The sequence below is a fragment of the uncultured Lutibacter sp. genome (assembly GCF_947493565.1).
Lineage (GTDB): Bacteria > Bacteroidota > Bacteroidia > Flavobacteriales > Flavobacteriaceae > Lutibacter > Lutibacter aestuarii.
Map to the genome: position 1 here is coordinate 15,136 of NZ_CANLRG010000011.1, position 24,908 is coordinate 40,043.

Sequence of the window (24,908 nt, forward strand, 5' to 3'; positions counted from 1 at the left end):
GTCTAAAAAATATAATAGGTTTGCAAAAATATTTACGAATGAATACCACTGAAAAAATACTTTTGCTTTTTATTTTAATAGCTAGTCAAAACTTATTTGCTCAGGAAATTGTAACGGATAGACCAGATCAAACAGAATCTTCTGTAACCATTGAGAAAAAAAACTTTCAAATTGAAAGTGGCGTCCTTTATTTTGTTGATAACGAAGAATCTATCAATAAATTTATAGCTCCTTCAATTTTAATTAGATATGGAATTACTAACAGTATTGAATTAAGAATGGCTTCACATTATGAAACTACTGAAGTTAACTTAATAGGTTTGAATGAAAAATATAGTGGATTTAATGATTTTGAATTTGGAGTTAAATTTCAAGTTTTAAATAAAATTGATCAAAATATTAAAATTGCATTTTTAACACATTTTTTAATTCCTACTGCAACTAAAGAATTGACAACCAATAGTACAGGTTTTATTAATAAACTGGCTATTTCTCATAATTTAACCTCAAAAATTGGATTGGGTTATAATATTGGATATAGCTTTGTAGAAAAAGAAAATTCATTAACATATTCATTGGTTTTAGGGTATTCAATTTCCAATACTATTGGTGTTTATATAGAACCTTATGGTAGTTGGGCTGAACAAAATCAAATTGAAACTAATTTTAATATGGGTTTTACATTTTTAGTAAATCCAAATTTACAACTAGATGTTTCTTATGGTACAGGATTGAATAATAAGATGAATTATTTTTCAACTGGTTTTAGCTGGAAAATTGATAACTTTTTAACAAAAAAGAATTTGTAATTTATTATTTTTGAGTAAAACCCAATAAAATGAATATAGTTATCTATGGTACAGGAGGTGTTGGCGGTTATTTTGGAGCACGATTGGAACAAGCAGGGAATAATGTTACGTTTATTGCGAGAGGTAAACACTTACAGACCATTCAACAACATGGATTGCAATTAAAAAGTATTAAAGGTAATTATTTAGTACATCCAGCAAATGCTGTTGATTCTATTTCAAAAGTTAAAGATATAGATCTTATTTTAATTGGTGTTAAAACTTGGCAATTACAAGAAGTAGCAAAAGAGATTAAACCTCATCTAGGGAAGAACACTATGGTAATTCCATTATTAAATGGTGTTGAAAATCAAAATATATTATGTTCAGTAATTGATAAAAAACATGTACTTGGCGGATTGTGTAAAATAGTAAGTATGATTGAAGATTATGGTGTGGTAAATCATGTTTCTTATGAGCCAACTATTGTTTTTGGAGAACTTGACAATAAAAAAACGAAGAGAGCATTGAAATTAGAAGAGTTGTTTTTAAAGGCAGGATTTAAAACAACCCTTACAGAAGATATTCAAACGGAAATTTGGACTAAATTTTTATTTATAACAACGGTGAGTGGTATGGGAGCATTAACACGTTCAACCATAGGAGAAATGTTAGAGAATGTTGAAATAAAATTATTAATGTACAAAGCCGCTGAAGAAGTTTTAGCAATAGCTAAGGTTCTACATATTAATTTACCAGAAAAAAGTATTGAAAAACAGTTTAAAATTATTGAAAGCCAACCTTATATTACAACAGCATCTTTGCAGCGTGATATTATGGAGGGAAAACCATCAGAGTTAGAAGCACAAAATGGAACCATTGTTAAACTTGGTGAAAAGTTAGGAGTTCCAACACCTATAAACTCCTTTATTTATAATTGTTTATTACCTCAAGAAAAAAGAGCTAGAGAATAGTTTAAGAAACTTTAATTTTTGATTTTTTACTAATCATATAAACTCCAATAATTACCATAAAACAGCTTAGTATTTTAATTAAATTAATGTCTTGTGCATATTTATCATGCCCAAATGAGTAGGCATAAATACTTACTATTATAAAACTTAAAACAGGTTGTAAATAAATATAGCTTCCATTTACCGAAGGAGGTACATGGCTTAGTGCATAAATATTAAATAAATAAGTTAAAAAGGTGGTTCCAATAATTACAAATGTTAATGCTAAATAGGTGTTGGTAGTAAATACACTAAAATTTGTAGTGATTAAATCTTTTAATCCAAAGGGAAGTACAAAAAGAAACCCAAATAAAAACACCCAGCTAATAACTGTAATGGCTTTATATTTTTTCATCAATGGTTTTACAAATACCAAATATAAACCATAAGAGCAAGCATTTAAAAAAACAAATAAATTTCCTAAAAACGAACTTGTTCCTTCCGCAGTTTTTCCATACAATATTAATAACACAGCTCCTATACCACCAATTAAAATGCCTAAATATTTATTGAGGGTAATTCTTTCTTTTAAAATAAAAGCACTTAATATTAAAACAATTACAGGAGTTGTTGTCATAATAATTGAAGCATCAATAGGGGAAGTTAAACTAAGTCCGTGAAAAAAAAGAAGCATATTTGTTGAAACTCCAAAGAGCCCACAAAAAGCTAGTAGTATAAAATCTTTTTTTTCAACTTTTTCTTTAACAAATTGTTTAACAATCCAAAACAAGATACCAGCAGTAAAAACTCTTAATAAAACCAAACCAGAAGGTTTAAAGTAATTTGGCATTAATCCTTTAGCTATTAAAAAATTGGCTCCATATATTATGTTGGCTCCAAGAAGTGCTAAATGAGCTTTGTAATTATTAGTACTCAAATTTAAATATGAATTAATTTTTTTGGAAAAGTACAAATAACTAAAACAATAAATAGGTATTATTTTACCTTTTTATAATGTTTTACTTCATCTAAAAAAGAAGAATAATTACTTTAAAGCTTCTAAAATAGTTTCAGTTTCTTGTTTTGCATATTCATAACCAATTTTATAAGCTTTGTCTATACCATTAGCGTCCAAAACACCAACTTTATCAATATTTTTTGGGGAGAATACATAATTGCATTCTGAAAATTTTTTAATATTACTAGCATCTAAGCCAATATGGTATACTCTATACATTAATTTCATAGATGAGTTAATCTCAGTTTTATCAATTTCTTCAATTGGGTTTACAAAACTTCCTAATATTATTGAACACGTATCTTTTAAAGGTTCAATAGGAAAATTATTTAGAACACCGCCATCGGAATATAAATTTCCATTCACTTCAATAGGTGAAAAAATAGGAGGTAATGCACAAGAGGCAATCAATGGTTTTATAAGTTGTCCAGAATTAAAAAAATCTAACGTTCCATTTAATAAGTTTGTAGCTGTAATGGTTAAAGGTTTTTTTAAACTTTCAAAAGAATCTTCGGGAAAATATTTTTTAAAAAAAGTAATGTATTTTTCACTATCCATAATTCCAGGCTTATTTAAAGCATATAATGATAGTTTTAATAAAGGAGTTTGTTTAAAAAACAACAACATTTCTTCAGGTTGATATCCAGCAGCATATAAAGCTGAAACTAAAGCGCCAGCACTGGTGCCTGAAACTTGAGTTGGAACAATATTGTTTTCAAGTAAAACTTTTAAAAAACCAATGTGGGCAATTCCTCTCACTCCTCCACCAGAGAGTACTAAACCAATTTCTTTTTCCATAATAGCGTTAAAAATTAGAGTACTTGTTATCTGAGTTTAATTAATTTTTGTTCTGTAAAAATACGCTTTATAATTATATATATAAAACGTAACTTTGCGCTTTTAAAAAGGAACAGATAGCATGGAATACAATTTTAGAGAAATTGAAGCAAAATGGCAGAAATTTTGGGCAGATAATCAAACTTTTAAAGCTGAAAATACCTCAGATAAACCTAAATTTTATGTGTTAGATATGTTTCCATATCCATCGGGGGCAGGATTGCATGTGGGTCATCCTTTAGGATATATAGCTTCTGACATATATGCTAGGTACAAACGTCATAAAGGATTTAATGTGATGCATCCTCAAGGCTATGACTCTTTTGGTTTACCAGCAGAACAATATGCTATTCAAACTGGACAACATCCTGCAATTACTACAGAAGCAAATATTGCTACTTATAGAAAACAATTAGATAAAATAGGTTTTTCATTCGATTGGTCTAGAGAAGTAAGAACTTCAGATCCAAATTATTATAAATGGACGCAATGGATTTTTATTCAATTATTTGAATCTTACTATTGCAATGAAGCAAATCAGGCCAGAGCTATTTCCGAATTAATTCAAATTTTTGAAACTGAAGGAAACAGTAAAATAAATGCAGCTTGCGACGAAGATACAGCTGTTTTTTCTGCTGAAGATTGGAAAAACTATTCTGAAGAGGAACAACAAAAAATATTATTAAAATACAGACTAACATTTTTATCGGAAACAGAAGTAAACTGGTGTCCTGCTTTAGGAACAGTATTAGCTAATGATGAAATTGTAAATGGCGTTTCTGAACGTGGTGGACATACTGTTGTTAGAAAAAAAATGAAGCAATGGAGTATGAGAATTACTGCTTACGCACAACGGTTATTAGATGGCTTGGATAAAATTGATTGGCCACAGCCGTTAAAAGATGCTCAAACATATTGGATTGGGCGTTCAGAAGGTGCTATGGTATCATTTAAAGTTGCTGATTTTGATGCTGAAATAGAGGTGTTTACTACGCGTCCTGATACAATTTATGGTGTGAGTTTTATGACCTTGGCTCCTGAGCATGAATTGGTCTCAAAAATTACTACGCCACAGCAAAAAGAAGCAGTTGAAGCTTATGTAAAAGCAACTGCAAAACGTAGTGAATTAGATAGAATGGCGGATGTAAAAACCATTTCTGGAATTTTTACTGGAGCGTATGCATTGCATCCGTTTACTGGTGAAAAGGTGCAAATTTGGATTGGCGATTATGTATTAGCAAGCTATGGTACTGGAGCCGTAATGGCTGTACCTTGTGGAGACGAGCGTGACTATGCTTTTGCGAAACATTTTAATATTGAAATACCTAATATTTTTGAAGGAGTAGATATTTCTAACGAGGCATGTTCAACTAAAGAAGGAATTAAAATTGCAAATTCAGATTTCTTAAATGGCTTAACGTATAAAAAAGCCATGAAACGTATTATATACGAAATTGAACAAAAAGGAATTGGTTATGGAAAAATAAACTATCGTTTACGCGATGCCGTTTTTAGTCGTCAGCGTTATTGGGGAGAACCATTTCCAGTATATTATAAAAATGGCTTGCCACAAATGATAAGCAAAAAGTATTTACCAATTGTGTTACCAGAAGTAGAAAAGTATTTACCTACAGAAGATGGAAAACCACCATTAGGAAATGCAACTGTTTGGGCTTGGGATACTGTTAAAAATGAAGTTGTAAGTATTGATTTGATTAACGGTGAAACTATTTTTCCGTTAGAATTAAATACTATGCCAGGTTGGGCAGGAAGTTCGCAGTACTTTAATCGTTATATGGATGCTAATAATAACGAGGAAATGTTTTCTAAAGAAGCCATTAACTATTGGCAAGATGTAGATTTATACATTGGTGGTAGCGAGCACGCAACAGGGCATTTATTATACTCTCGTTTTTGGCAAAAATTTATGTTCGATAGAGGTTTTGTACCTACCGATGAATATGCAAAAAAACTCATTAACCAAGGAATGATTACTGGAACTAGTGCTTTTGTATATCGTGTTGAAGGTGAAAATAAATTTGTTTCAAAAGGGTTAAAGTCAAATTTTAAAGTTCAGCCAATCCATTCAGATGTTTCTTTTGTAAATGCTTCAGATGAATTAGATATAGAGGCTTTTAAAAACTGGAGAGAAGAATATAAAGAAGCAGAATTTATTTTAGAAGATGGAAAATACATTGTTGGGCGTGAAGTGGAAAAAATGTCCAAATCTAAGTACAATGTAGTAAATCCAGATGAAATTTGTGAAGAATACGGAGCAGATAGTTTGCGTTTATTTGAAATGTTTTTAGGGCCATTAGAACAATCTAAGCCTTGGAAAACTTCAGGTATTTCAGGGGTGTATAGTTTCTTAAAAAAATTATGGAAATTGTACATTGTTAATGGGGAGTTCTCAGTTTCTGATGATGCACCAACAAAGGATGAATTAAAAACATTGCATAAAACCATTAAAAAAGTTGAAGAAGATATCGCTAATTTTTCATTCAACACATCGGTTTCAACATTTATGATTGCGGTAAATGAATTAACAGCTTTAAAATGCAATAAACGTGCAATTTTAGAACCTTTAGCCATTATTATTGAACCTTATGCACCACATATTGCTGAAGAATTATGGCATAAATTAGGACATACATCTTCTGTAGCTACAGAAGATTTCCCTATTTTTGAAGCCCAACATTTGGTAGAAAGCAGTAAAGAATATCCAGTTTCATTTAATGGTAAAATGCGTTTCAAATTAGAACTGCCATTAGATATGAGTAAAGAAGATATTGAAAAAACAGTTTTGGCACATCAAAAAACACAAGATCAATTGCAAGGGAGAACTCCTAAAAAAGTGATTATTGTACCTGGAAAAATTATAAATATTGTAGGGTAAAAATTTAAATGATAGATACTTTCGAAATAGTAGGTTTAGTAGCTGCCTTTTTAACGACGTCAGCTTTTGTTCCACAAGTGTATAAAGCTTGGAAAACTAAATCTACCGAAAGTTTATCATTACCAATGTACCTTATATTTTTTATAGGAATTATGTTGTGGTTAATTTATGGATTCCATTTAAATAGTTTGGCCATGATAGTGTCGAATATTATTACTGGAATTTTAGCATTACTATTAATTATTCTAAAAATTAAACATCAATAGTGAAATTTCGAAATAATAAGAATTATAATCTCCAAAAAATTCATCGTTACTTAGGTATTTTTATTGGAATTCAATTTTTATTTTGGACACTAGGAGGTTTGTATTTTAGTTGGAATAATATGGATGATGTACACGGAGAAACCTTACTTAAACAAAATAAAAAATATTTTAAGAATATTAATTTTGATGTTTTTCAAAAAGGTGTTGATTCATTAAAAAAGGCAAAAGAGATAGACTCCATTCATTCTGTACAACTTATTGAAGCTTTTGAAGAGCCTTTAATTCAATTTAATTTTTTTAAAGAAACAGTTTTAAAAACCAAATTAATTTCTCCAATAACAGGGAGTATTCATCCACCATTTTCTAAAAGTGAATGTTTAAAATTAGTAAAACAACGGTTAAAAGATTCAACTCAACGTATTTTAAAAACTGAATTTATTGAAAAAAATACTGTTGGAAAACATCATGAATATAGAGGAAAACCTTTGCCGGCTTTTGCTTTCACTTTAAATCATCCATCTGAAACCATTGTTTATGTTGCTACTGAATTAGGGCAAATAACCAGTGTAAGAAATAATAACTGGAGACGTTTTGACTTTTTGTGGATGTTGCATACGATGGATTATTCTACTAGAGACCATATTACAAATTGGGTGCTTAGAGTATTTTCAGTCTTAGGAATAGCAACCATACTTTCAGGATTTTACCTATTCTATTTAACCTCTCCTACAATTAGAAAAATTAAAAATAAAAACAAGAAGTAATTTTTATATTTTAAACTAAGTTACTGGTATACTTATTGTTTCTTACCCTTAAATTTATTAAGTATATTTACTTCAAAATTAAGTATGAAACTAAAACATCTTTCATTACGAATTCGAATTTTTTTAGCAATGATTTTGTTGATATTGTTGGCTTCAATTTTAATTGCAGCAGTAACCATTTATCAATATAAAGAACAAACAGACGAATACAATCAAGGACGATTAGAAAGAAAAGAAGAATCGGTAAAAGCATCTATTAATTTTTGGTTAGAAAGAGGGAATACTTTCCCTGTAGATGAGCACAATTTATACAATATTTTTAAAGATAAAATCCACGAAATTTCAGCCATTGAGAAATTAGAAATCAATATTTATGATTTAAAAGGAAATATGGCCATTGGTACTCAATCTGGATTTGTGAAAAGTGATGCGCTTTCTAATTTATCTGATACAATTATCAATAACCTAATGAATAGCTTTAAGCATAGGTATATTAATATTAAAACCATTGAAGGAAATAGCTTTCAATCTTCTTATTCTTATATAACAGATAATAAATTTAAACCTATTGGAATTTTAAATTTAAGATATTTACAAGATAATACAGCGCAAGACAAAGATTTACAAGAGTTTTTAATTAGAATGGCGTATGTATATTTATTAATGTTTTTAATTGCAATTATTTTAGCTTATTTTATTTCTAGCTACATTACACGTTCTATAAAAGCGGTGACTGACAAAATGAGCTTAACTGGTTTAAATAGGCGTAACGAAAAAATATTTTTAAAAGATGCTAGTGCTGAGATGTACACACTAGTTAGTGCTTATAACGAAATGATTGATGAATTAGAAGAAAGCGCAGTAAAATTGGCAAAAGGTGAACGAGAACAAGCTTGGCGTGAAATGGCAAAGCAAGTAGCTCATGAAATAAAAAATCCATTAACCCCAATGCGATTAACAGTTCAAAGTTTTCAACGTAAGTTCGATCCAAATGATCCAAAAATTTATGAAAAAATCAATGAATTTAGTAAAACGTTGATTCAACAAATTGACACAATGAGTTCTATTGCTTCAGCTTTTTCAAATTTTGCAAAAATGCCAACTCAAAATAGAGAAGAACTAAATGTAGTTGAAGTTGTTAAATATGCTCTAGATATTTTTGCGGAAGATTATATTTCTTATTTTTCAGATAAAGAAGTAATTATTGCTGAATTAGATAAAACTCAATTGATAAGAATTGTTACCAATTTGGTTAAAAATGCAACTCAAGCTTTAATAGAAGTAGAAAACAAAAAAATTGAGGTAACAGTTTCTGAAAAAAATGAGCAGGTGATTATAATTGTAGCCGATAATGGTAAAGGAATTTCAATAGAAGACAAAGAAAAAGTATTTGAACCAAAATTCACTACAAAATCTAGTGGAATGGGCTTAGGTTTAGGAATGGTAAAAAATATTGTAGAAGCTTATAATGGAACTATTGATTTTACTTCTCAAATAAATAAAGGAACTGTATTTAAAATAATAATACCTAAAAAATAACATGATGAATTTCGAAAATATATTAGTTCAACAAAATGAAGGAATTGCAAAAATTACTATAAATAGACCTTCAAAATTAAACGCATTAAATAAAAATACCATTGCAGAATTACACGAGGCTTTTAAACTTTTGGAAGTAAACAAAGCCGTAAAAGTAATTATTATAACTGGAAGTGGAGAAAAAGCTTTTGTTGCTGGAGCGGACATTTCTGAATTCGCAAACTTTAGTGTTGAGGAAGGAACAGAATTAGCAAGAAAAGGACAGGAAATTTTATTCGATTTTATTCAAAATTTAAGTACTCCAGTAATTGCAGCTATAAATGGGTTTGCTCTTGGAGGAGGATTAGAGTTGGCAATGGCTGCACATTTTAGAATAGCAAGTTCTAATGCAAAAATGGGGCTGCCAGAAGTAAGTTTAGGAGTTATTCCAGGTTATGGAGGAACACAACGGTTACCGCAATTGGTAGGAAAAGGAAAAGCGATGGAAATGATTATGTCTGCTAGTATGATTTCTGCTGAGGAAGCTAAAGAATGGGGGCTGGTAAATTATGTTGTTGAACATGAAGAGCTAATACCATTATGTGAAAATGTAGCAGCTAAAATTATGAGAAATTCATCAGTAGCAATTGGAGCAGCCATTAAAGCGATAAATGCTAATTATACCAATTGTGTAAATGGTTATAGTGTAGAAATTGAAAACTTTGGAATTAGTTTTGGAACGGATGATTTTAAAGAGGGAACTACTGCTTTTTTGGAAAAAAGAAAACCTAACTTTTAAAACCTTATTTATAGGTTAAAGCAATATGAAAGAGCAACCTTTATTAAATTATATTAAAAACTATATTAGTTTAACTGAAGAGGAAGAAGAAATTCTACTCTCTAAAATAAGCTATAAGAAGTACTTGAAAGGGCAGTATTTAGTTCAACAAGGTGATGTTTGTAAACATGAATATTTTATCCTCTCTGGTTGCACCAAAACTTTTTATATGGATAATGAAGGGCAAGAACACATTATTTTATTTGCAATTGAAGATTGGTGGACTTCGGATATGGGGAGCTTTATAGCTCAAAAGCCAGCAGATTACAATGTTCAATGTATAGAAAATACAGAGCTCATTCAAATTTCGTACGAAGCAAATGAAGAACTGTATATTCAAATTCCTAAGTTAGAAAGGTTTTTTAGAAAAATTGTTGAACGCGCACTTGTTGCTTCACAAAAAAGAATTGTTAGAAACTTTAGCATGTCTGCTAAAGAGCGGTATTTAATTTTTAGAAAAAATTACCCAAAAATTGAACAACGAATTCCGCAGTATATGGTTGCTTCTTATTTAGGTATTACTAAAGAATTTTTGAGTAAAATTAAAAGTCAGCTAATTTTAGAACAATAAATGTTAAACTAGTTTAACATCATTTCATAATCTACTTTATTTTTTTACTAAATTGTAATTCAGACCTTTGTATTGTAAAATTAAATACAATAATCACATGAAAAAATCAATTAAAAATTTAGGAATTATAGCAATACTTGCATTCATTACTTTCTCATTTACAATGTTTAATAATGGAGACAAAGCTATTAAAGTTAAAGAAAGTAAAGTAGTTTGGAAAGGGTATAAAGTAACAGGATCACATGAAGGTGTTATAGGTATTAAGTCAGGAACGTTAAGTTTTACTGACGGAGAGCTGACAGGAGGAGAAATTATCATGGATATGACTTCAATTAGTAACACTGATATGGAAGGTGAATATAAAACAAAATTAGAAGGACATTTAAAATCTGATGATTTTTTTGGTGTTCAAAGCCACCCAACATCAAAGCTAGTATTTCAAAATATTATAGCTACAGGTAAAAATTCTTACAAAATTTCAGGTAATTTAACCATTAAAGAAATTACCAAACCGATTACTTTTGATATGTCTATTTATGGTAATAAAGCAAATGCTTCATTAAAAATTGATAGAACTATGTACGATGTTAGATATGGTTCAACTGCCTTTTTTGATAATTTAAAAGACAAAGCAATTTATGACGAGTTTGATTTGGTGGCAGATTTAGAATTTTAATATTTTTTAAAAGTTAATAAATAGAAGTTTGGTTTATTTTAAACCATTCCATTCACTATAAAATTGCTGAAGAAAGGCTTCCATGTATTGGTGTCGTTCTTCAGCAATTTTTTTCCCTGAAGCGGTATTCATTTTATCTTTTAGCAACAATAACTTTTCATAAAAATGATTTATTGTTGGTGCTTCAGAATTTTTATACTCTTCTTTTGTTTGATTTAATTTTGGTTGAATTTGAGGGTTGTATAACGGTCTGTTTTTAAATCCACCATAATTAAAACATCTAGCTATTCCAATAGCACCAATAGCATCTAACCTATCGGCATCTTGAATAACAGCTAGCTCAGGAGAAGTAAAAGTTTGTTTAAAATTACCACCTTTATAAGATATATTTGTAATTATGTTTTCTATATGAAGTATAATTTCTTCTGAAACAGCAATTTTTTTTAAAAACTCACGAGCAACTTTAGGGCCTAAGGTTTCATCTCCACTGTGAAATTTTGAATCAGCAATATCATGTAATAATGCACCTAACTCAACTATAAAAATATCTACTTTTTCATTTTCAGCAATTAATTTGGCATTGTTCCAAACACGTAAAATATGAAACCAGTCGTGTCCACCTTCAGCATTTTTTAATGTTTGTTTTACAAACTCTTCAGTTTTAGAAATTATTAGTTGTTTATTCATCTTCTAAAAATAAAAAATCCGTTCAATTAATTAAACGGATTTTAAAGATTGTTTATAAGTTGTTTTTAACAATATTCTTCGTATGCTCCAGCTAAATTAGAAGCAATTACTTCTGCAGGTCTTCCTTCTATATGATGTCTTTCTAGCATATGAACTAATGCACCATCTTTAAATAATGCAATTGCCGGTGATGAAGGAGGAAAAGGAATCATAAACTCACGTGCTTTTGCAGTAGCTTCAGCATCAACACCTGCAAAAACAGTAACTAAATTTTTAGGTGTTTTATCAAAGTTTAAAGAAACAATAGCGCCGGGTCTTGCTGTCCCAGCTGCACAACCACATACCGAATTTACAACAACCAAAGTTGTTCCTTCTTGTTTTAATGCTTGTTCAACATCTTGCGCTGTGTGTAATGATTTAAAACCTGCACTTTCTAATTCTTGTTGCATCGGTTTTACTAATTCTGGTGGATACATATTTTTAAATTTTTTTGTTAGACGTAATTTGTGTGCAAATATAACAGTTTAATTACTAAAAGTTTATTATTATTTTAACAAGTATAACCAAAGTTATACTTTAGCTAAACTAATATTTCAATGTATCTTTGTGCTTTTAAAAAATAGTATGGCAAATTTTATAAAATGGTTAGGAGCTGGTTTAGGTTTTGCAGTAGGTGGACCAATAGGAAGTGTTTTAGGATATGTGGTTGGAAACTTTATTGAAGGTTTTACAGCAAGTGACGTAGAACGTGCAAAAGCATATAGAGCTACAAGTGCAAATACTCAATCAGGTGATTTTGAAATAAGTTTATTACTACTTTCGGCTGTTGTAATTAAGGCTGATGGTAATATTGATCAGCGAGAGTTGTCGTATGTAAGACTACATTTTATCAATATGTATGGTGAGCAAAGAGCAAATCATGCGTTTAAATTATTTAAAGGATTTATAAAAAACAACAATGTTTCTACAAGGCAAGTTTGTTTACAAATTCGCCAAAACATGACACATGCTACGCGTTTACAATTACTTCATTTTTTATTTGGAATTGCAAAAGCTGATGGCGCGGTTAATGAAGCAGAAGTAAATTCAATTAAAACAATTGCTGGATATTTATATATCAATCAATATGATTTTGAATCTATTAAAGCTATGTTTTATGACAGTTCTGAAAGTGCTTATAAAATTTTAGAAATTAATAAATCTGCTACTAATGAAGAGGTTAAAAAAGCGTATAGAAAAATGGTGAAAAAATACCACCCTGATAAATTACAACACTTAGGAGAAGAACATGTAAAAGGTGCTGAAGATAAGTTTAAACAAGTGCAAAAAGCATACGAACAAATTCAAAAAGAAAGAGGACAGTTTTAAGATAAGTACAGTTTTAGTTCTTTTGGGCCTTCTAATACAGACTTTACAATTTGTAATGTTCCATCTTTTTTAGAAATGATATGCCATTTAATGAGTGATATTTTCATAGCTACAATTTCAATACCAGTTATAGAACGAGGATGCACGCAACTTCCATCATTAAAATAAGGCAATTCGTTGGGTTCTGGAAACCGAGGTCTATGTGTGTGTCCAGCAATTACCATTTGATTATTATTCGCTAAAATCCATTTTTTTAAACGACGTTCAACTTTTATTAATTCTTTATAATTTTTAGCAGGACTCGTAGGATCTTTTATACCTACTATTTGAAGTGGTTTCCATAAAACTCGGACTAAAAATCGACTCCATTTCCATCCTACATAATTGTAAAAATCAGCTTGATGCCCGTGAATTAACAAGATATCTTTTTTAAAACCTTCTGGCTCTAAAACAATACCTTCATTAAAGGTTAAGCCAGTTAATAAATCTTTTTGGGTTCCAGTAATTTTATCAAAATAAGTATTAAAAAGGCTTGCAGCTTTTTTTTCATTTTTTAAAGTCATATCATGATTTCCCCAAATCATATGCAGTCGGTTTTTTTGATAAAATTCTTTTAAAAGCATAAAAACATTTTTATGAGCTTCAAAAATCTCATTAAAAAATAAATTTTCCCAAAGTTCAATACCGTCGCCTAATTCAATATAGATAAAGTCATTTTCATAATAGTTTCTTAAAGCATGATAGTAAATATTACTATTGTTTGCAAAATCATCTGCGTAACTATTATCCCCTCTATGACAGTCACTAAAAAATATAAATTTTGAGTCTTTTTTTAGAGGAATTCTTTTAGCGTTTTTATAAGAATTTGATATAATATTTTGAATCATATTTGGATATAAAATGAATGCAAATGTAAACTTAATTTAAATCTGTTAAATTCAGGGAATTAACAAAATAATTTTTTACAATTTATAAAATGATATTTTCAATAAAATACGTAATTTCGCAAACTAATTGAATTAAAGTAGTAAAATGAGTAAAAAGTTTAGAGAATATAAGGGTTTGAACCTCACTAAAGTAGCAGATGAAACTTTAGCGTTTTGGGAAGCTTCAACTATTTTCGAAAAAAGTATAGCAACAAGAAATGATAATAAACCGTTTGTATTTTTTGAAGGACCTCCTTCAGCAAATGGATTACCTGGTATTCACCATGTGATGGCACGTGCTATAAAAGACATTTTTTGTAGGTATAAAACTTTACAAGGCTTTCAAGTTAAAAGAAAAGCAGGATGGGATACTCACGGACTGCCAATTGAATTAGGAGTTGAAAAAGAGCTAGGGATAACCAAAGAAGATATTGGTAAAAAAATAACCATTGAAGAATATAACGAAGCTTGTAAAAAAGCGGTGATGCGTTATACCGATGTTTGGAATGATTTAACAAAGCGTGTTGGTTATTGGGTAGATATGGAAGATCCATACGTAACATACAAACCAAAATACATGGAAACGGTTTGGTGGTTGTTGGCTCAAATGTATAAAAAAGGGCTAATTTATAAAGGATATACCATTCAACCGTATTCACCAAAAGCAGGAACAGGTTTAAGCTCACATGAATTAAATCAGCCAGGAACCTATCAAGATGTTACCGATACCACAGCCGTAGCTCAGTTTAAAGCAATTAAAAATACTTTACCAACCATGTTGCAAAATGTTGAAGGAGATGTGCACTTTTTGGCTTGGACAACTACTCCTTGGACCTTACCATCAAATACAGCATTAACTGTTGGAAAAAAGATAGACTATGTGTTGGTAAAATCTTTTAATCAATATACATTTAAACCAGTCAATGTAATTTTAGCCAAAAATTTGGTTGGTAAACAATTTTCAGGAAAGTTTTTTGAAGTAGAAAATGAATCACAACTTTCTGAATATAAAGAAAACGACAAAAAGATTCCTTATATAATTGTTAATGAATTTAAAGGAGTTGATATTTTAGAGGCTAAATATGAACAATTATTACCATACGTATTACCTTACAAAAATCCAGAAAATGCATTTAGAGTTATTGCAGGAGATTTTGTAACAACGGAAGATGGTACAGGTATTGTACATACCGCACCAACTTTTGGTGCTGATGATGCTTTGGTTGCAAAACAAGCAAGCCCAGAAGTGCCGCCAATGTTAGTGTTAGATGATTTTGGAAATCCTGTTCCTTTAGTAGATTTGCAAGGAAGATTTACAAAACATATGGGTGAATTTGCTGGGAAATATGTGAAAAATGAATATTATAATGAAGGGGAGACGCTAGAGCGTTCATTAGATGTAGATATTGCAATTAAACTAAAAGAAGAAAACAAAGCATTTCATGTAGAAAAATATCGTCACAGTTACCCACATTGTTGGAGAACCGATAAACCTGTTTTATATTATCCTTTAGATTCTTGGTTTATCAAAGTAACTGATAAGCGTGATAGAATGTTTGAGTTGAATGAAACAATTAACTGGAAACCAAAATCTACTGGAGAAGGTCGTTTTGGAAACTGGTTAAAAAATGCCAACGACTGGAATTTATCTCGTTCACGTTACTGGGGAATTCCATTGCCAATTTGGAGAACCGAAGATGGAACAGAAGAACTTATTATAGGTTCAGTTGAAGAGTTGAAAGCTGAAATGAAAAAATCTGTAGAAGTAGGATTAATGGAAGCCGATATTTTTGCCGATTTTGAAGTTGGAAATATGAGTGAAGCAAACTATGATAAAATAGATCTTCATAAAAACGTAGTTGATGGAATTATTTTAGTTTCTCCTAAAGGTCAACCAATGAAACGCGAATCAGATTTAATTGATGTTTGGTTTGATTCAGGTTCGATGCCTTATGCACAATGGCATTATCCTTTTGAAAATAAAGAACTTATTGACGAAAAAAAATTCTTCCCAGCCGATTTTATTGCAGAAGGAGTTGACCAAACTCGAGGCTGGTTTTATACCTTGCATGCCATTGGAACCATGGTTTTTGATTCAGTAGCTTATAAAAACGTAGTTTCAAACGGATTGGTTTTAGATAAAGAAGGTAAAAAAATGTCTAAACGTTTAGGAAATGCCATAGATCCGTTTGAAACAATGGATAAATATGGAGCAGATGCTACGCGTTGGTATATGATTTCAAATGCAAATCCTTGGGATAACTTAAAATTTGATATTGAAGGGATTGATGAGGTTAGAAGAAAATTCTTTGGAACATTATACAATACCTACTCTTTCTTTGCATTATATGCTAATTTAGATAATTTTACTTACGCTGAAGATGAAATTAAAATTAAAGATAGACCAGAAATAGATCGTTGGATTTTATCTGAACTAAATACATTGATTAAAAATGTTGAAAAATTCTATGAAGAATATGAGCCAACTAAAGCAGCTCGTGCTATTCAAGATTTTGTTTCAGAAAATTTAAGTAATTGGTTTGTGCGTTTAAGTAGAAGACGTTTTTGGAAAGGTGAATATGAACAAGATAAAATTTCAGCCTATCAAACATTATACACTTGTATGCTAAATGTAGCTAAGTTAGCTTCTCCAATAGCTCCGTTCTTTATGGATAACCTTTACAAAGATTTAATTTCAGTTACTGAAAAAGAAAACTTTGAATCCATACATTTAGCTGAATTTCCAAAGTATGATGAAAATTTAGTAGATGAAAAATTGGAACACAAAATGCAACAGGCTCAAAAAATTTCATCTATGGTATTATCGTTGCGTAAAAAAGAAATGATAAAAGTTCGCCAGCCTTTACAACGAATAATGATTCCAGTTTTAGATGAAGAAAGTAGAGAAGAAATTTTAGCTGTTGAAAACTTGATAAAATCTGAAGTAAATGTCAAAGAAATTGAATTGATTGATGACGCTTCAGGAATACTAGTTAAAACCATAAAACCGAATTTTAAAGTGCTTGGACCTAAATTTGGAAAGGATATGAGGTTTGTGGCACAAGCAATTCAAAATTTAACTCAAGAAGATATTTCAAATGTTGAAAAACAAGGAGAAATTGAGTTAAATGTAAATGAAAATGTTGTAAATTTAACCATAGATGAAGTTGAGATAACCTCACAAGATATAGAAGGTTGGCTTGTAGCTAACCAAGGTGGTTTAACAGTGGCTTTAGATGTAACAATATCAGATGAATTGCGTAAAGAAGGAAATGCCCGTGAACTTATAAATAGAGTTCAAAACTTACGAAAAGAAACAGGCTTAGATGTTACAGATAAAATTAAGCTAATTATTCAAAAAAATGATATATTAGAGCGCTCAATTGAGGCAAATGAAAATTATATTAAAACCGAAACATTAACAAACGAATTGGTGTTTGAAGAAATGTTAGAAAAAGGCATAGAAATTGCTTTTGATGATGTAAACACTAAAATATTAATTGAAAAAGTTTAAGTTATGAATGAAAATAATAATAGATATTCTGATAAGGATTTAGCTGAATTTAAAGAGATTATTTTAAAGAAAATTAAACATGCAGAAGAAGATTTAGCGTTGTTAAAAAGTAGCTTTAAAAACGATAGTAGTAATGGAACAGATGATACTTCTCCAACTTTTAAAGCCTTTGAAGACGGTTCTGAAACCATGTCTAAAGAAGCCAATGTACAGTTAGCAATACGTCAAGAAAAATTTATTAGAGATTTAAAAAACGCACTTATACGTATTGAAAATAAAACATATGGTGTGTGTCGTGTTACAGGAAAGTTAATTCAAAAGGAACGCCTAAAATTAGTTCCGCATGCAACATTAAGCATTGAAGCAAAAAACATGCAACAATAAAATATTGTTTTTTTAATAGTTAAGAAGCTTCCTAAACTTTGGAAGCTTCATTTTTTAATACCGTTCAATAAAATCAAAAAAATTGAAAAAATCCATTCTTATTATCGTTTTAGTCTTATTAATAGATCAAATTAGTAAAATATACATAAAAACTAATTTTTTATATGGTGAAGAGGTAGTAGTTTTCGATTGGTTTCGTATTCATTTTATTGAAAATAACGGAATGGCTTGGGGAGCCGAATTTGGAGGAAAAGCAGGAAAGTTATTTTTAACAATATTTAGATTATTTGCAATTACAGGTATTGGATATTGGCTATATTCCTCTATTAAAAAAGGAGCTCCTAATATTTTAATAGTAGCAATTTCTTTAATTTTTGCTGGTGCATTAGGAAATATTATAGATTCCGTTTTTTACGGTATCATTTTCGATACTCCTCTAAATGCTACAGCCACATTATTTGCTGAAAAGCCTTACGGTGAATTATTTCATGGCAAAGTTGTAGACATGCTTTACTTTCCAATTTGGAATGGAAATCTCCCAGAATGGTTCCCAATTTGGGGCGGAAAACCTTTTACATTTTTTAACGCAATTTTTAATATAGCCGATACCGCAATTTCTACAGCGGTAGGGTTGTTAATAGTATTTAATAAAAAAGCATTTCCAAAAACATAGTGCTTAATTAATTTCAATAAAAAATGAACTTTTAATTTGTTTATTAATACATTAATCGTAATATTGCAATAAAGCAATTAAAGAGATGGGAGTAACTAAAAAAGAAAAATTTAATCAGGAGCAAAATGAAATTGCAACCGTAGCTAAAGTATTTGCACATCCTGCTAGAATAGCCATTATACAGCAATTATTTAAATTGAACGCTTGTGTTTGCGGAGATTTAGTGAATGAGATTGGGCTAGCTCAACCAACTATTTCTCAGCATTTAAAAGAATTAAAGAATTTAGGAATAATAAAAGGTGAAGTAGAAGGTACAAGTGTTTGTTATTGTATAAATGATGAAGTTTGGAACAAAACTAAAAAACTTCTCGTCAATTTTTTAAATCAAAATATACATTCAGAAAAGAATTGTTGTTAACACTTAATCTAAATTAAAAATAATTATGACTTTAGAACAAATTAAACAGCATTTAAAAGAATTAGACACAATAGCTTTTCAATTGCCAGATGGAAGTTTGGTGCCGCGCCATTTTCATGTAACTGAGGTAGGAAAAATAACGAAACATTTTATTGATTGTGGTGGAACAATAAGAAATGAAGAAGTTGTAAATTTTCAATTATGGGAAGCTAACGATTACGACCATCGTTTACATCCTGAAAAATTAATTCATATCATTGAGCTATCTGATAGGCTTTTAAATATTGGAGATTTAAATATTGAAATAGAGTATCAAGGACCTACAATTGGTAAATATGGCTTGGATTTTGACGGAACCAATTTTTTATTAACTATTAAACAAACAGATTGTTTAGCAAAAAATAATTGTAAGATACCTGAGCATAAAACAAACACAGCCCTTTCTGAATTACCAAAAGAAGCTAATAGCTGTTGCACTCCAAGCTCAAATTGTTGTTAAATGAGTTACAAAAAAATAGGTAATTTATTATATTAATTAAAAATGAAAAAAAAATTAAGTTTTTTAGATAGTTATTTAACGTTATGGATATTCATGGCAATGTTATTAGGTGTTGGAATTGGGTATTTTATTCCATCATTTTCTACACAAATAAATTCTTTTAGTAGGGGAACCACAAATATTCCAATCGCTATTGGTTTAATTATTATGATGTATCCACCATTGGCTAAAGTAAATTACTCCTTACTTCCAAAGGTGTTTAAAAACGTGAAAATTTTAACTATTTCGTTATTATTAAACTGGATAATAGGACCAGTATTAATGTTTATTTTAGCACTCATTTTTTTACAAGATTATCCAGAGTATATGGTAGGCTTAATTTTAATTGGGTTGGCTCGTTGTATTGCAATGGTATTAGTATGGAACGATCTTGCGGAAGGAAGTAGTGAGTATGGAGCTGGATTAGTTGCCTTAAATAGTGTTTTTCAAGTATTTGCTTATAGTTTTTATGCTTGGTTGTTTATCACTGTTTTGCCTCCATATTTTGGGTTTAAAGGTGCAATTGTAGATATTTCTATAACAACAATTGCAGAAAGTGTTGCTATTTATTTGGGAGTTCCATTTTTACTTGGAATTTTAAGCAGAATTATTTTGGTGAAGTTAAAAGGAGAACAATGGTATACTCAAAAATTCATTCCTACAATTTCACCACTAACGTTAATTGCTCTATTATTTACAATTGTTGTAATGTTTTCATTAAAAGGAGAATTAATTGTTGAAATTCCAATGGATGTATTAATAATTGCAGTTCCATTATTGATTTATTTTGCGATAATGTTTTTTATTGGTTTTATTACCACTAAAGCTATGGGGGCAACATACCACAAAACTGCTGCAGTTGCATTTACAGCAGCAGGAAATAATTTTGAACTTGCCATTGCCGTTGCTATAGCTGTATTTGGGCTTAACTCTGGTCAAGCTTTTACAGGCGTTATTGGTCCATTGGTTGAGGTTCCAGCACTTATTTTATTAGTGCGTGTTTCTTTTTGGTTGAAAAAAAAGTATTTTAAATAAAAAAAATGATTCAAAGATGATCTTTATCATCTTTGAATTTAAATGCCAATCGTAAATTTGCGATAAACAATGAAAAGAACAATAGAACATATCGAGTACCATAAAGACACAGAACAATTAGCGCGTTTTGCTAAAGCTTTAGGGCATCCTACACGAATAGCCATTTTAAAATATCTTAAAAATCAATCTTGTTGTTTTACTGGTGATTTAGTTGAAGTATTTCCTTTAGCACAATCAACCATTTCACAACATTTGAAAGAACTAAAGAATGCTGGCTTAATCCAAGGAGAATTAAATCCCCCTAAAATAAAGTATTGTATCAATAAAGATAATTGGAAGGTTGCAAAAGAGTTATTGAGCCAATTTTTTAATTGATGTTTTAAATGAATTGGTTCACTGTTTTAAATAAATATTAAACATAATACAATGAATATTTTAATTAAAGTATTAGGAACAGGTTGTGCAAAATGCAAACAAACCACCGAGGTTATTCAACAAGTAGTAAATGAAAATAAGCTAAAAATTGAGATTGAAAAAGTAGAAGACATTATGAAAATAATGGAATACAATGTGATGTCTACACCTGCAGTGGTTATAAATAATGAAGTTGTGATAAAGGGTAGAGTTCCTTCAAAAGAAGAAATAAAAGAAATTTTGTTGGCAAACAAAACAATTGAAGATTCAGATAAACCAAGTGAAGGTTGTTGTTCTAATAATACTTGCTGTTAATAATCATCTATAATGTTTGATTGGATTCAAAAATTGGCCAATTGGTTGGTATATGATTCCTTGGAAATGACGCAAGGCACACATTTGGCTAAAGCCTTAAACTTTTTTATTTACGATACCATAAAAATTATACTCTTATTAGTTGTTATCATTTTTTTAATGGGAATTGTAAACAGTTATTTTCCTATTGATAAAGTTAGAAATTACCTTTCTAGAAATAAATTATATGGGTTAGAATATTTAATGGCAAGTTTATTTGGAGTGGTTACTCCTTTTTGTTCTTGTTCTTCAGTTCCTTTATTTATTGGTTTTGTAAAAGGAGGAATTCCATTAGGAGTAACTTTTGCGTTTTTAATTACTTCTCCTTTAGTAAATGAAGTTGCTATTGGATTATTTTTAGGTCTTTTCGGGGTTAAAACTACACTAATTTATATTATAAGCGGCATTTTACTTGGGGTTGTTTCAGGATTTATTTTAGGCAAATTTAATTTGGAGCAATTTTTAACACCTTGGGTAAAAAATGTACTTGAAAACTCACAACGAGAAGAAGCTGTTTTTAAAGTTGAAAAAACACCTTTTATAATGCGTTTGCCAACTATTTGGAAAGAAGAAAAGAGTATTTTAAAAGGAGTAATTCCATATGTTATTGTTGGGATAGCCGTTGGAGGGTTAATGCATGGATATATTCCTGAAGGTTTTTTTGAAACATATATGGCGAAAGATAATTTATTAGCGGTTCCATTAGCAACTATTATGGCCGTTCCAATGTATTTGAACGCTTCAGGTATTTTACCAATAGTTCAAGTATTGGTTTTAAAAGGAATTCCTTTAGGTACAGCAATCGCTTTTATGATGGGGGTTGTTGGACTTTCTTTGCCAGAAGCAATGCTTTTAAAAAAAGTAATGACATTTAAGTTAATTGGAATTTTCTTTGGAGTAGTAACACTTTGCATTATCATTTCAGGATATATATTTAACCTTATTTTTTAACTATTTAAAAATTTTAAAAATGAAAAACTCATACAAAGCATTAACAATTTTAATTCTTAACTTATTCTTGTTTTCTATTAATGGAAAAGCACAAAATAAGAATATGATTCAAATTTTTGATTTTCATACAACTAACCGATGTGTTACTTGTAAAGCTATTGAGGCAAATATCAAATATACGTTAGAAACGTACTTTAAAAATGAATTAGAAAGTGGAAAAATTACTTTTAAAGTAATTAATATTGATAAAGAAGAAAATCAGCAAATAGCTGAAAAATTTTATGCATCAGGAACTTCGTTGTTTTTAAATGTGATAAATAATGGGAATGAAAAACAAGTAGATCTAACTCAATTTGCTTTTATGTATGGTAAAAAACAACAAGAATTTTCTGAAAAATTGAAAACTAAATTAGAAAAGCAACTGCAAAAAGTATAAATGGATTTTTTACAATCACTTATTGAAAATTACAATATACCAATTATTTCTGCTTTAGCCCTTGGGTTAATGACAGCAATTAGTCCTTGCCCTTTAGCAACAAATATTACCGCTACAGCATATATTTCAAAAAATATTTCAAGCAAAAAAAAAGTATTTTTAAGTGGAATTTTATATTCTTTTGGTAGAGCATTTAGCTATACCATTATTGGATTAATTTTATTTTTTGGAGCTAGTAAATATCATGTGGCACGTTTTTTTAGTCAAAATGGAGAAAAATATTTAGGGCCTTTGTTAATTATTATTGGGCTAATCATGCTAAATATAATTCGATTAAAAATTTTAAACAAAGTCAATTTTACTGAAAAATTATCTGAAAAATTTACAAACAAAGGACTGTTAGGCTCTTTTGTAATAGGTGCAATTTTTGCTTTAGCATTTTGCCCTTACAGTGGTGCGTTATATTTTGGAATATTAATTCCAATGACTATTACAAATATTGATGGATTATACTTACCTATTATTTTTGCATTAGGTACAGGGTTACCAGTTATAATATTTACATATTTATTAGCTTTTACGGCAAATAAAATAGGGCTTTTTTATACTAGAATTACAAAAATCGAAAAATTTATAAGAATAACAGCTGGAATAATTTTTATGATTACAGGAGTTTACTATGTATTAATTTTTGCAGAAATAATAGCTTAATTGATGCTCTTTAATTCTTCAACAAATTTTAATAAATCGTCAATTTCAACATGGTCCATCATAATTACTTTATACCAATTGTTATTTCCTTCATGCGTTTGAGGCACTAAACCAAATTTTTGAGCTAATTTAGAAGGAACATATTCAGATTTTAGCGTAACTATGTTCATAAATGGATCTCTAAAATATTCAATATCTAAATCATCTAGTTGTTTGCAGAACCATTCGGTACGTAGTAAAAGCGTATTTATTTTTTCGAACCACCCATAATACCCATAACTAAATAAAATCATCCAAACAGCTATAGCATTTGCTCCAGAACGACTTCCAACAATGGTTAAATCCATCCCATCAACATATTGAGCTTCTTTAGTTAAAACATTTTCAATTAATCCTTTTCTACATAAGAATACCCCAGTTCCATAAGGAGCTTGTAGCATTTTATGAGCATCAATTGTTATAGACGATACATTTGGATTTTGAAAGTTAATAGTAGAATTTTTATTTGATATTGGATAAATAAATCCTCCAAAAGCTCCATCAACATGTATTTTAAACGTAACCTTATGTTTATTTAAAATTTTTGCATACGTATCTGGATTATCTACGGATCCAAACATTGTTGTAGCCATATTTGAAATTACCATAAAGTATTTTTTTCCTTTAGTAATTAAATCAGCCACAATAGCATCTAGTTCATCAACTAAGATTTCTCTTGAATTAAAATCAACAGGTATTTGAACATTGTCAACGCTTAATAAATTAGAGCCTTTATTAACAGAATAATGTGTGTCTTTGGTAGATAAAATCACCATTTCATCTAAAGTAGCATTGTATTCTTTTTTATATAAATTTCTGTAAATCCAAAGAGCTTGTATATTAGCTTCAGTTCCTCCTGTAGCAATATAACCATCATACTCATTTTCTTCAGCTTTGAAAATATCTTCAGCTAGAACCTTTACGACTTCTTTTTCCAACTCTTGAGAGCCTTTAAAAGCAGGTTCAGATTTTCCTAACGTATGGCAGCCAATATTATTTGGGTTAGCAATAAACGATTTTAACAAGGGAGAATCATTTAAAAAAGCCCCACTAGTATTAAATACATTTTCATCTAATTTTGAAACAGGATATCCTAAGTGCTTACTATTTTGAAAATCTATGGTTGAAGCTAAAGCTTCATCAATTCTTTTAATTAATTGTTCCTTTGAATATTTTTTCCAGTATTTCATTCGTTTACAGTTTATATATTATTTAAAAAAAGCTTAGTAAATTATAGTTTTTTAAATTTTTCGCAAAAATAAGCTTTTTTTATTAGTAAAAGCTTTTTCAATTTAAGCTTTTAAATAAAAATTAATTTCAATAAAAAATAGTATT

27 protein-coding genes are annotated in these 24,908 nt (G+C 29.6%); 21 read left to right on the forward strand and 6 right to left on the reverse strand.

Annotated features, from left to right (window positions below; all coding sequences use genetic code 11):
• Positions 1–38 precede the first annotated feature (38 nt).
• A complete protein-coding gene (locus tag Q0714_RS12890; protein WP_298265709.1) occupies positions 39–809 on the forward strand; it encodes a transporter in 771 nt (256 codons plus the stop codon).
• A 29-nt stretch (positions 810–838) separates the two neighbouring features.
• Positions 839–1,762: a 2-dehydropantoate 2-reductase gene (locus Q0714_RS12895; RefSeq protein ID WP_298265711.1), complete on the forward strand. Its 924-nt coding sequence runs from the start codon at positions 839–841 to the stop codon at positions 1,760–1,762.
• Position 1,763: 1 nt separating this feature from the next.
• Here the strand turns inward: Q0714_RS12895 and Q0714_RS12900 are convergent, their stop codons facing one another.
• On the reverse strand, positions 1,764–2,678 hold the full coding sequence (locus tag Q0714_RS12900; protein WP_298265712.1) for a DMT family transporter: 915 nt from the start codon (positions 2,676–2,678) through the stop codon (positions 1,764–1,766).
• Between the two features lie 108 nt (positions 2,679–2,786).
• A complete protein-coding gene (locus Q0714_RS12905; protein WP_298265715.1) occupies positions 2,787–3,557 on the reverse strand; it encodes a patatin-like phospholipase family protein in 771 nt (256 codons plus the stop codon).
• A 121-nt stretch (positions 3,558–3,678) separates the two neighbouring features.
• Between Q0714_RS12905 and leuS the strand changes: the two genes are divergently transcribed.
• The 7 genes from leuS to Q0714_RS12940 all read left to right on the forward strand — a co-directional run bounded on the left by leuS (position 3,679) and on the right by Q0714_RS12940 (position 11,125).
• On the forward strand, positions 3,679–6,492 hold the full coding sequence (gene leuS, locus Q0714_RS12910; protein WP_298265716.1) for a leucine--tRNA ligase: 2,814 nt from the start codon (positions 3,679–3,681) through the stop codon (positions 6,490–6,492).
• 8 nt (positions 6,493–6,500) lie between these two features.
• Entirely contained in the window at positions 6,501–6,758 is a 258-nt protein-coding gene (locus Q0714_RS12915) for a SemiSWEET family sugar transporter (protein WP_298265718.1), read from the forward strand.
• Positions 6,758–7,522, forward strand: a complete 765-nt coding sequence (locus Q0714_RS12920; RefSeq protein WP_298265720.1) for a hypothetical protein — start codon at positions 6,758–6,760, stop codon at positions 7,520–7,522. Before Q0714_RS12915 ends, Q0714_RS12920 begins: the two co-directional genes overlap by 1 nt.
• Before the next feature lie 84 nt (positions 7,523–7,606).
• On the forward strand, positions 7,607–9,061 hold the full coding sequence (locus tag Q0714_RS12925) for an ATP-binding protein (protein WP_298265722.1): 1,455 nt from the start codon (positions 7,607–7,609) through the stop codon (positions 9,059–9,061).
• Positions 9,062–9,065: 4 nt separating this feature from the next.
• Entirely contained in the window at positions 9,066–9,839 is a 774-nt protein-coding gene (locus Q0714_RS12930; RefSeq protein ID WP_298265853.1) for an enoyl-CoA hydratase-related protein, read from the forward strand.
• A gap of 25 nt (positions 9,840–9,864) precedes the next feature.
• Positions 9,865–10,449, forward strand: a complete 585-nt coding sequence (locus Q0714_RS12935; protein ID WP_298265724.1) for a Crp/Fnr family transcriptional regulator — start codon at positions 9,865–9,867, stop codon at positions 10,447–10,449.
• A gap of 97 nt (positions 10,450–10,546) precedes the next feature.
• Complete coding sequence (locus tag Q0714_RS12940) at positions 10,547–11,125, forward strand: YceI family protein (protein WP_298265726.1); 579 nt, start codon at positions 10,547–10,549, stop codon at positions 11,123–11,125.
• Between the two features lie 33 nt (positions 11,126–11,158).
• Here Q0714_RS12940 and Q0714_RS12945 read toward each other — a convergent pair whose 3' ends face one another.
• Together Q0714_RS12945 and Q0714_RS12950 are read right to left on the reverse strand one after the other, a co-directional pair.
• Entirely contained in the window at positions 11,159–11,812 is a 654-nt protein-coding gene (locus tag Q0714_RS12945; protein ID WP_298265728.1) for an HD domain-containing protein, read from the reverse strand.
• Between the two features lie 65 nt (positions 11,813–11,877).
• On the reverse strand, positions 11,878–12,288 hold the full coding sequence (locus Q0714_RS12950; protein ID WP_298265730.1) for a BrxA/BrxB family bacilliredoxin: 411 nt from the start codon (positions 12,286–12,288) through the stop codon (positions 11,878–11,880).
• Between the two features lie 148 nt (positions 12,289–12,436).
• Between Q0714_RS12950 and Q0714_RS12955 the strand changes: the two genes are divergently transcribed.
• Positions 12,437–13,180 carry a TerB family tellurite resistance protein gene (locus Q0714_RS12955; RefSeq protein ID WP_298265732.1) on the forward strand — a complete coding sequence of 248 codons (744 nt, stop codon included), beginning with the start codon at positions 12,437–12,439 and terminating at the stop codon, positions 13,178–13,180.
• On the opposite strand, the gene Q0714_RS12960 is transcribed toward Q0714_RS12955, so the two are convergent.
• The gene (locus tag Q0714_RS12960; protein WP_298265733.1) at positions 13,177–14,067 is read right to left on the reverse strand and encodes a metallophosphoesterase; all 891 of its coding nucleotides are present in this window, start codon (positions 14,065–14,067) and stop codon (positions 13,177–13,179) included. The two genes, Q0714_RS12955 and Q0714_RS12960, sit on opposite strands and share 4 nt — an antisense overlap.
• Positions 14,068–14,212: 145 nt before the next feature.
• Here Q0714_RS12960 and ileS point away from each other — a divergent pair, with 145 nt between their 5' ends.
• The 11 genes from ileS (at position 14,213) to Q0714_RS13015 (ending at position 23,534) form a co-directional block, all read left to right on the forward strand.
• Entirely contained in the window at positions 14,213–17,620 is a 3,408-nt protein-coding gene (gene ileS, locus Q0714_RS12965) for an isoleucine--tRNA ligase (RefSeq protein ID WP_298265735.1), read from the forward strand.
• A gap of 3 nt (positions 17,621–17,623) precedes the next feature.
• The gene (locus tag Q0714_RS12970; protein WP_298265737.1) at positions 17,624–18,004 is read left to right on the forward strand and encodes a TraR/DksA C4-type zinc finger protein; all 381 of its coding nucleotides are present in this window, start codon (positions 17,624–17,626) and stop codon (positions 18,002–18,004) included.
• Between the two features lie 82 nt (positions 18,005–18,086).
• Positions 18,087–18,677 (forward strand): lipoprotein signal peptidase, encoded by a 591-nt coding sequence (locus tag Q0714_RS12975; protein WP_298265739.1) that lies wholly within the window; start codon positions 18,087–18,089, stop codon positions 18,675–18,677.
• Positions 18,678–18,762: 85 nt separating this feature from the next.
• The gene (locus Q0714_RS12980; RefSeq protein ID WP_298265740.1) at positions 18,763–19,095 is read left to right on the forward strand and encodes a helix-turn-helix transcriptional regulator; all 333 of its coding nucleotides are present in this window, start codon (positions 18,763–18,765) and stop codon (positions 19,093–19,095) included.
• A gap of 25 nt (positions 19,096–19,120) precedes the next feature.
• Entirely contained in the window at positions 19,121–19,594 is a 474-nt protein-coding gene (locus Q0714_RS12985) for a DUF6428 family protein (protein ID WP_298265742.1), read from the forward strand.
• Positions 19,595–19,636: 42 nt separating this feature from the next.
• A complete protein-coding gene (arsB, locus tag Q0714_RS12990) occupies positions 19,637–20,668 on the forward strand; it encodes an ACR3 family arsenite efflux transporter (protein WP_298265744.1) in 1,032 nt (343 codons plus the stop codon).
• 69 nt (positions 20,669–20,737) lie between these two features.
• A complete protein-coding gene (locus tag Q0714_RS12995; protein WP_298265746.1) occupies positions 20,738–21,043 on the forward strand; it encodes a helix-turn-helix transcriptional regulator in 306 nt (101 codons plus the stop codon).
• A gap of 51 nt (positions 21,044–21,094) precedes the next feature.
• On the forward strand, positions 21,095–21,397 hold the full coding sequence (locus Q0714_RS13000; protein ID WP_298265748.1) for a thioredoxin family protein: 303 nt from the start codon (positions 21,095–21,097) through the stop codon (positions 21,395–21,397).
• Between the two features lie 12 nt (positions 21,398–21,409).
• Positions 21,410–22,387, forward strand: coding sequence for a permease (locus Q0714_RS13005; protein WP_298265750.1), 978 nt, complete (start codon positions 21,410–21,412; stop codon positions 22,385–22,387).
• Positions 22,388–22,406: 19 nt separating this feature from the next.
• Positions 22,407–22,823: a nitrophenyl compound nitroreductase subunit ArsF family protein gene (locus Q0714_RS13010; protein WP_298265752.1), complete on the forward strand. Its 417-nt coding sequence runs from the start codon at positions 22,407–22,409 to the stop codon at positions 22,821–22,823.
• On the forward strand, positions 22,824–23,534 hold the full coding sequence (locus Q0714_RS13015) for an aromatic aminobenezylarsenical efflux permease ArsG family transporter (protein WP_298265754.1): 711 nt from the start codon (positions 22,824–22,826) through the stop codon (positions 23,532–23,534).
• On the opposite strand, the gene Q0714_RS13020 is transcribed toward Q0714_RS13015, so the two are convergent.
• Positions 23,531–24,763 carry a pyridoxal-dependent decarboxylase gene (locus tag Q0714_RS13020; RefSeq protein ID WP_298265756.1) on the reverse strand — a complete coding sequence of 411 codons (1,233 nt, stop codon included), beginning with the start codon at positions 24,761–24,763 and terminating at the stop codon, positions 23,531–23,533. The genes Q0714_RS13015 and Q0714_RS13020 overlap by 4 nt on opposite strands.
• Positions 24,764–24,908: the final 145 nt, after the last annotated feature.

Coding starts and splice junctions, on each gene's coding strand:
- leuS (WP_298265716.1), top strand. CDS start 3,679: ATGGAATACAATTTTAGAGAAATTGAAGCAAAATGGCAGAAATTTTGG.
- Q0714_RS12945 (WP_298265728.1), bottom strand. CDS start 11,812: ATGAATAAACAACTAATAATTTCTAAAACTGAAGAGTTTGTAAAACAA.
- Q0714_RS13015 (WP_298265754.1), top strand. CDS start 22,824: ATGGATTTTTTACAATCACTTATTGAAAATTACAATATACCAATTATT.
- Q0714_RS12940 (WP_298265726.1), top strand. CDS start 10,547: ATGAAAAAATCAATTAAAAATTTAGGAATTATAGCAATACTTGCATTC.
- Q0714_RS12905 (WP_298265715.1), bottom strand. CDS start 3,557: ATGGAAAAAGAAATTGGTTTAGTACTCTCTGGTGGAGGAGTGAGAGGA.
- Q0714_RS12895 (WP_298265711.1), top strand. CDS start 839: ATGAATATAGTTATCTATGGTACAGGAGGTGTTGGCGGTTATTTTGGA.
- Q0714_RS12950 (WP_298265730.1), bottom strand. CDS start 12,288: ATGTATCCACCAGAATTAGTAAAACCGATGCAACAAGAATTAGAAAGT.
- Q0714_RS12955 (WP_298265732.1), top strand. CDS start 12,437: ATGGCAAATTTTATAAAATGGTTAGGAGCTGGTTTAGGTTTTGCAGTA.
- Q0714_RS12985 (WP_298265742.1), top strand. CDS start 19,121: ATGACTTTAGAACAAATTAAACAGCATTTAAAAGAATTAGACACAATA.
- Q0714_RS12980 (WP_298265740.1), top strand. CDS start 18,763: ATGGGAGTAACTAAAAAAGAAAAATTTAATCAGGAGCAAAATGAAATT.
- arsB (WP_298265744.1), top strand. CDS start 19,637: ATGAAAAAAAAATTAAGTTTTTTAGATAGTTATTTAACGTTATGGATA.
- Q0714_RS12935 (WP_298265724.1), top strand. CDS start 9,865: ATGAAAGAGCAACCTTTATTAAATTATATTAAAAACTATATTAGTTTA.
- Q0714_RS12890 (WP_298265709.1), top strand. CDS start 39: ATGAATACCACTGAAAAAATACTTTTGCTTTTTATTTTAATAGCTAGT.
- Q0714_RS12930 (WP_298265853.1), top strand. CDS start 9,066: ATGAATTTCGAAAATATATTAGTTCAACAAAATGAAGGAATTGCAAAA.
- Q0714_RS12970 (WP_298265737.1), top strand. CDS start 17,624: ATGAATGAAAATAATAATAGATATTCTGATAAGGATTTAGCTGAATTT.
- Q0714_RS13005 (WP_298265750.1), top strand. CDS start 21,410: ATGTTTGATTGGATTCAAAAATTGGCCAATTGGTTGGTATATGATTCC.
- Q0714_RS12960 (WP_298265733.1), bottom strand. CDS start 14,067: ATGATTCAAAATATTATATCAAATTCTTATAAAAACGCTAAAAGAATT.
- Q0714_RS13010 (WP_298265752.1), top strand. CDS start 22,407: ATGAAAAACTCATACAAAGCATTAACAATTTTAATTCTTAACTTATTC.
- ileS (WP_298265735.1), top strand. CDS start 14,213: ATGAGTAAAAAGTTTAGAGAATATAAGGGTTTGAACCTCACTAAAGTA.
- Q0714_RS13020 (WP_298265756.1), bottom strand. CDS start 24,763: ATGAAATACTGGAAAAAATATTCAAAGGAACAATTAATTAAAAGAATT.
- Q0714_RS12915 (WP_298265718.1), top strand. CDS start 6,501: ATGATAGATACTTTCGAAATAGTAGGTTTAGTAGCTGCCTTTTTAACG.
- Q0714_RS13000 (WP_298265748.1), top strand. CDS start 21,095: ATGAATATTTTAATTAAAGTATTAGGAACAGGTTGTGCAAAATGCAAA.
- Q0714_RS12925 (WP_298265722.1), top strand. CDS start 7,607: ATGAAACTAAAACATCTTTCATTACGAATTCGAATTTTTTTAGCAATG.
- Q0714_RS12995 (WP_298265746.1), top strand. CDS start 20,738: ATGAAAAGAACAATAGAACATATCGAGTACCATAAAGACACAGAACAA.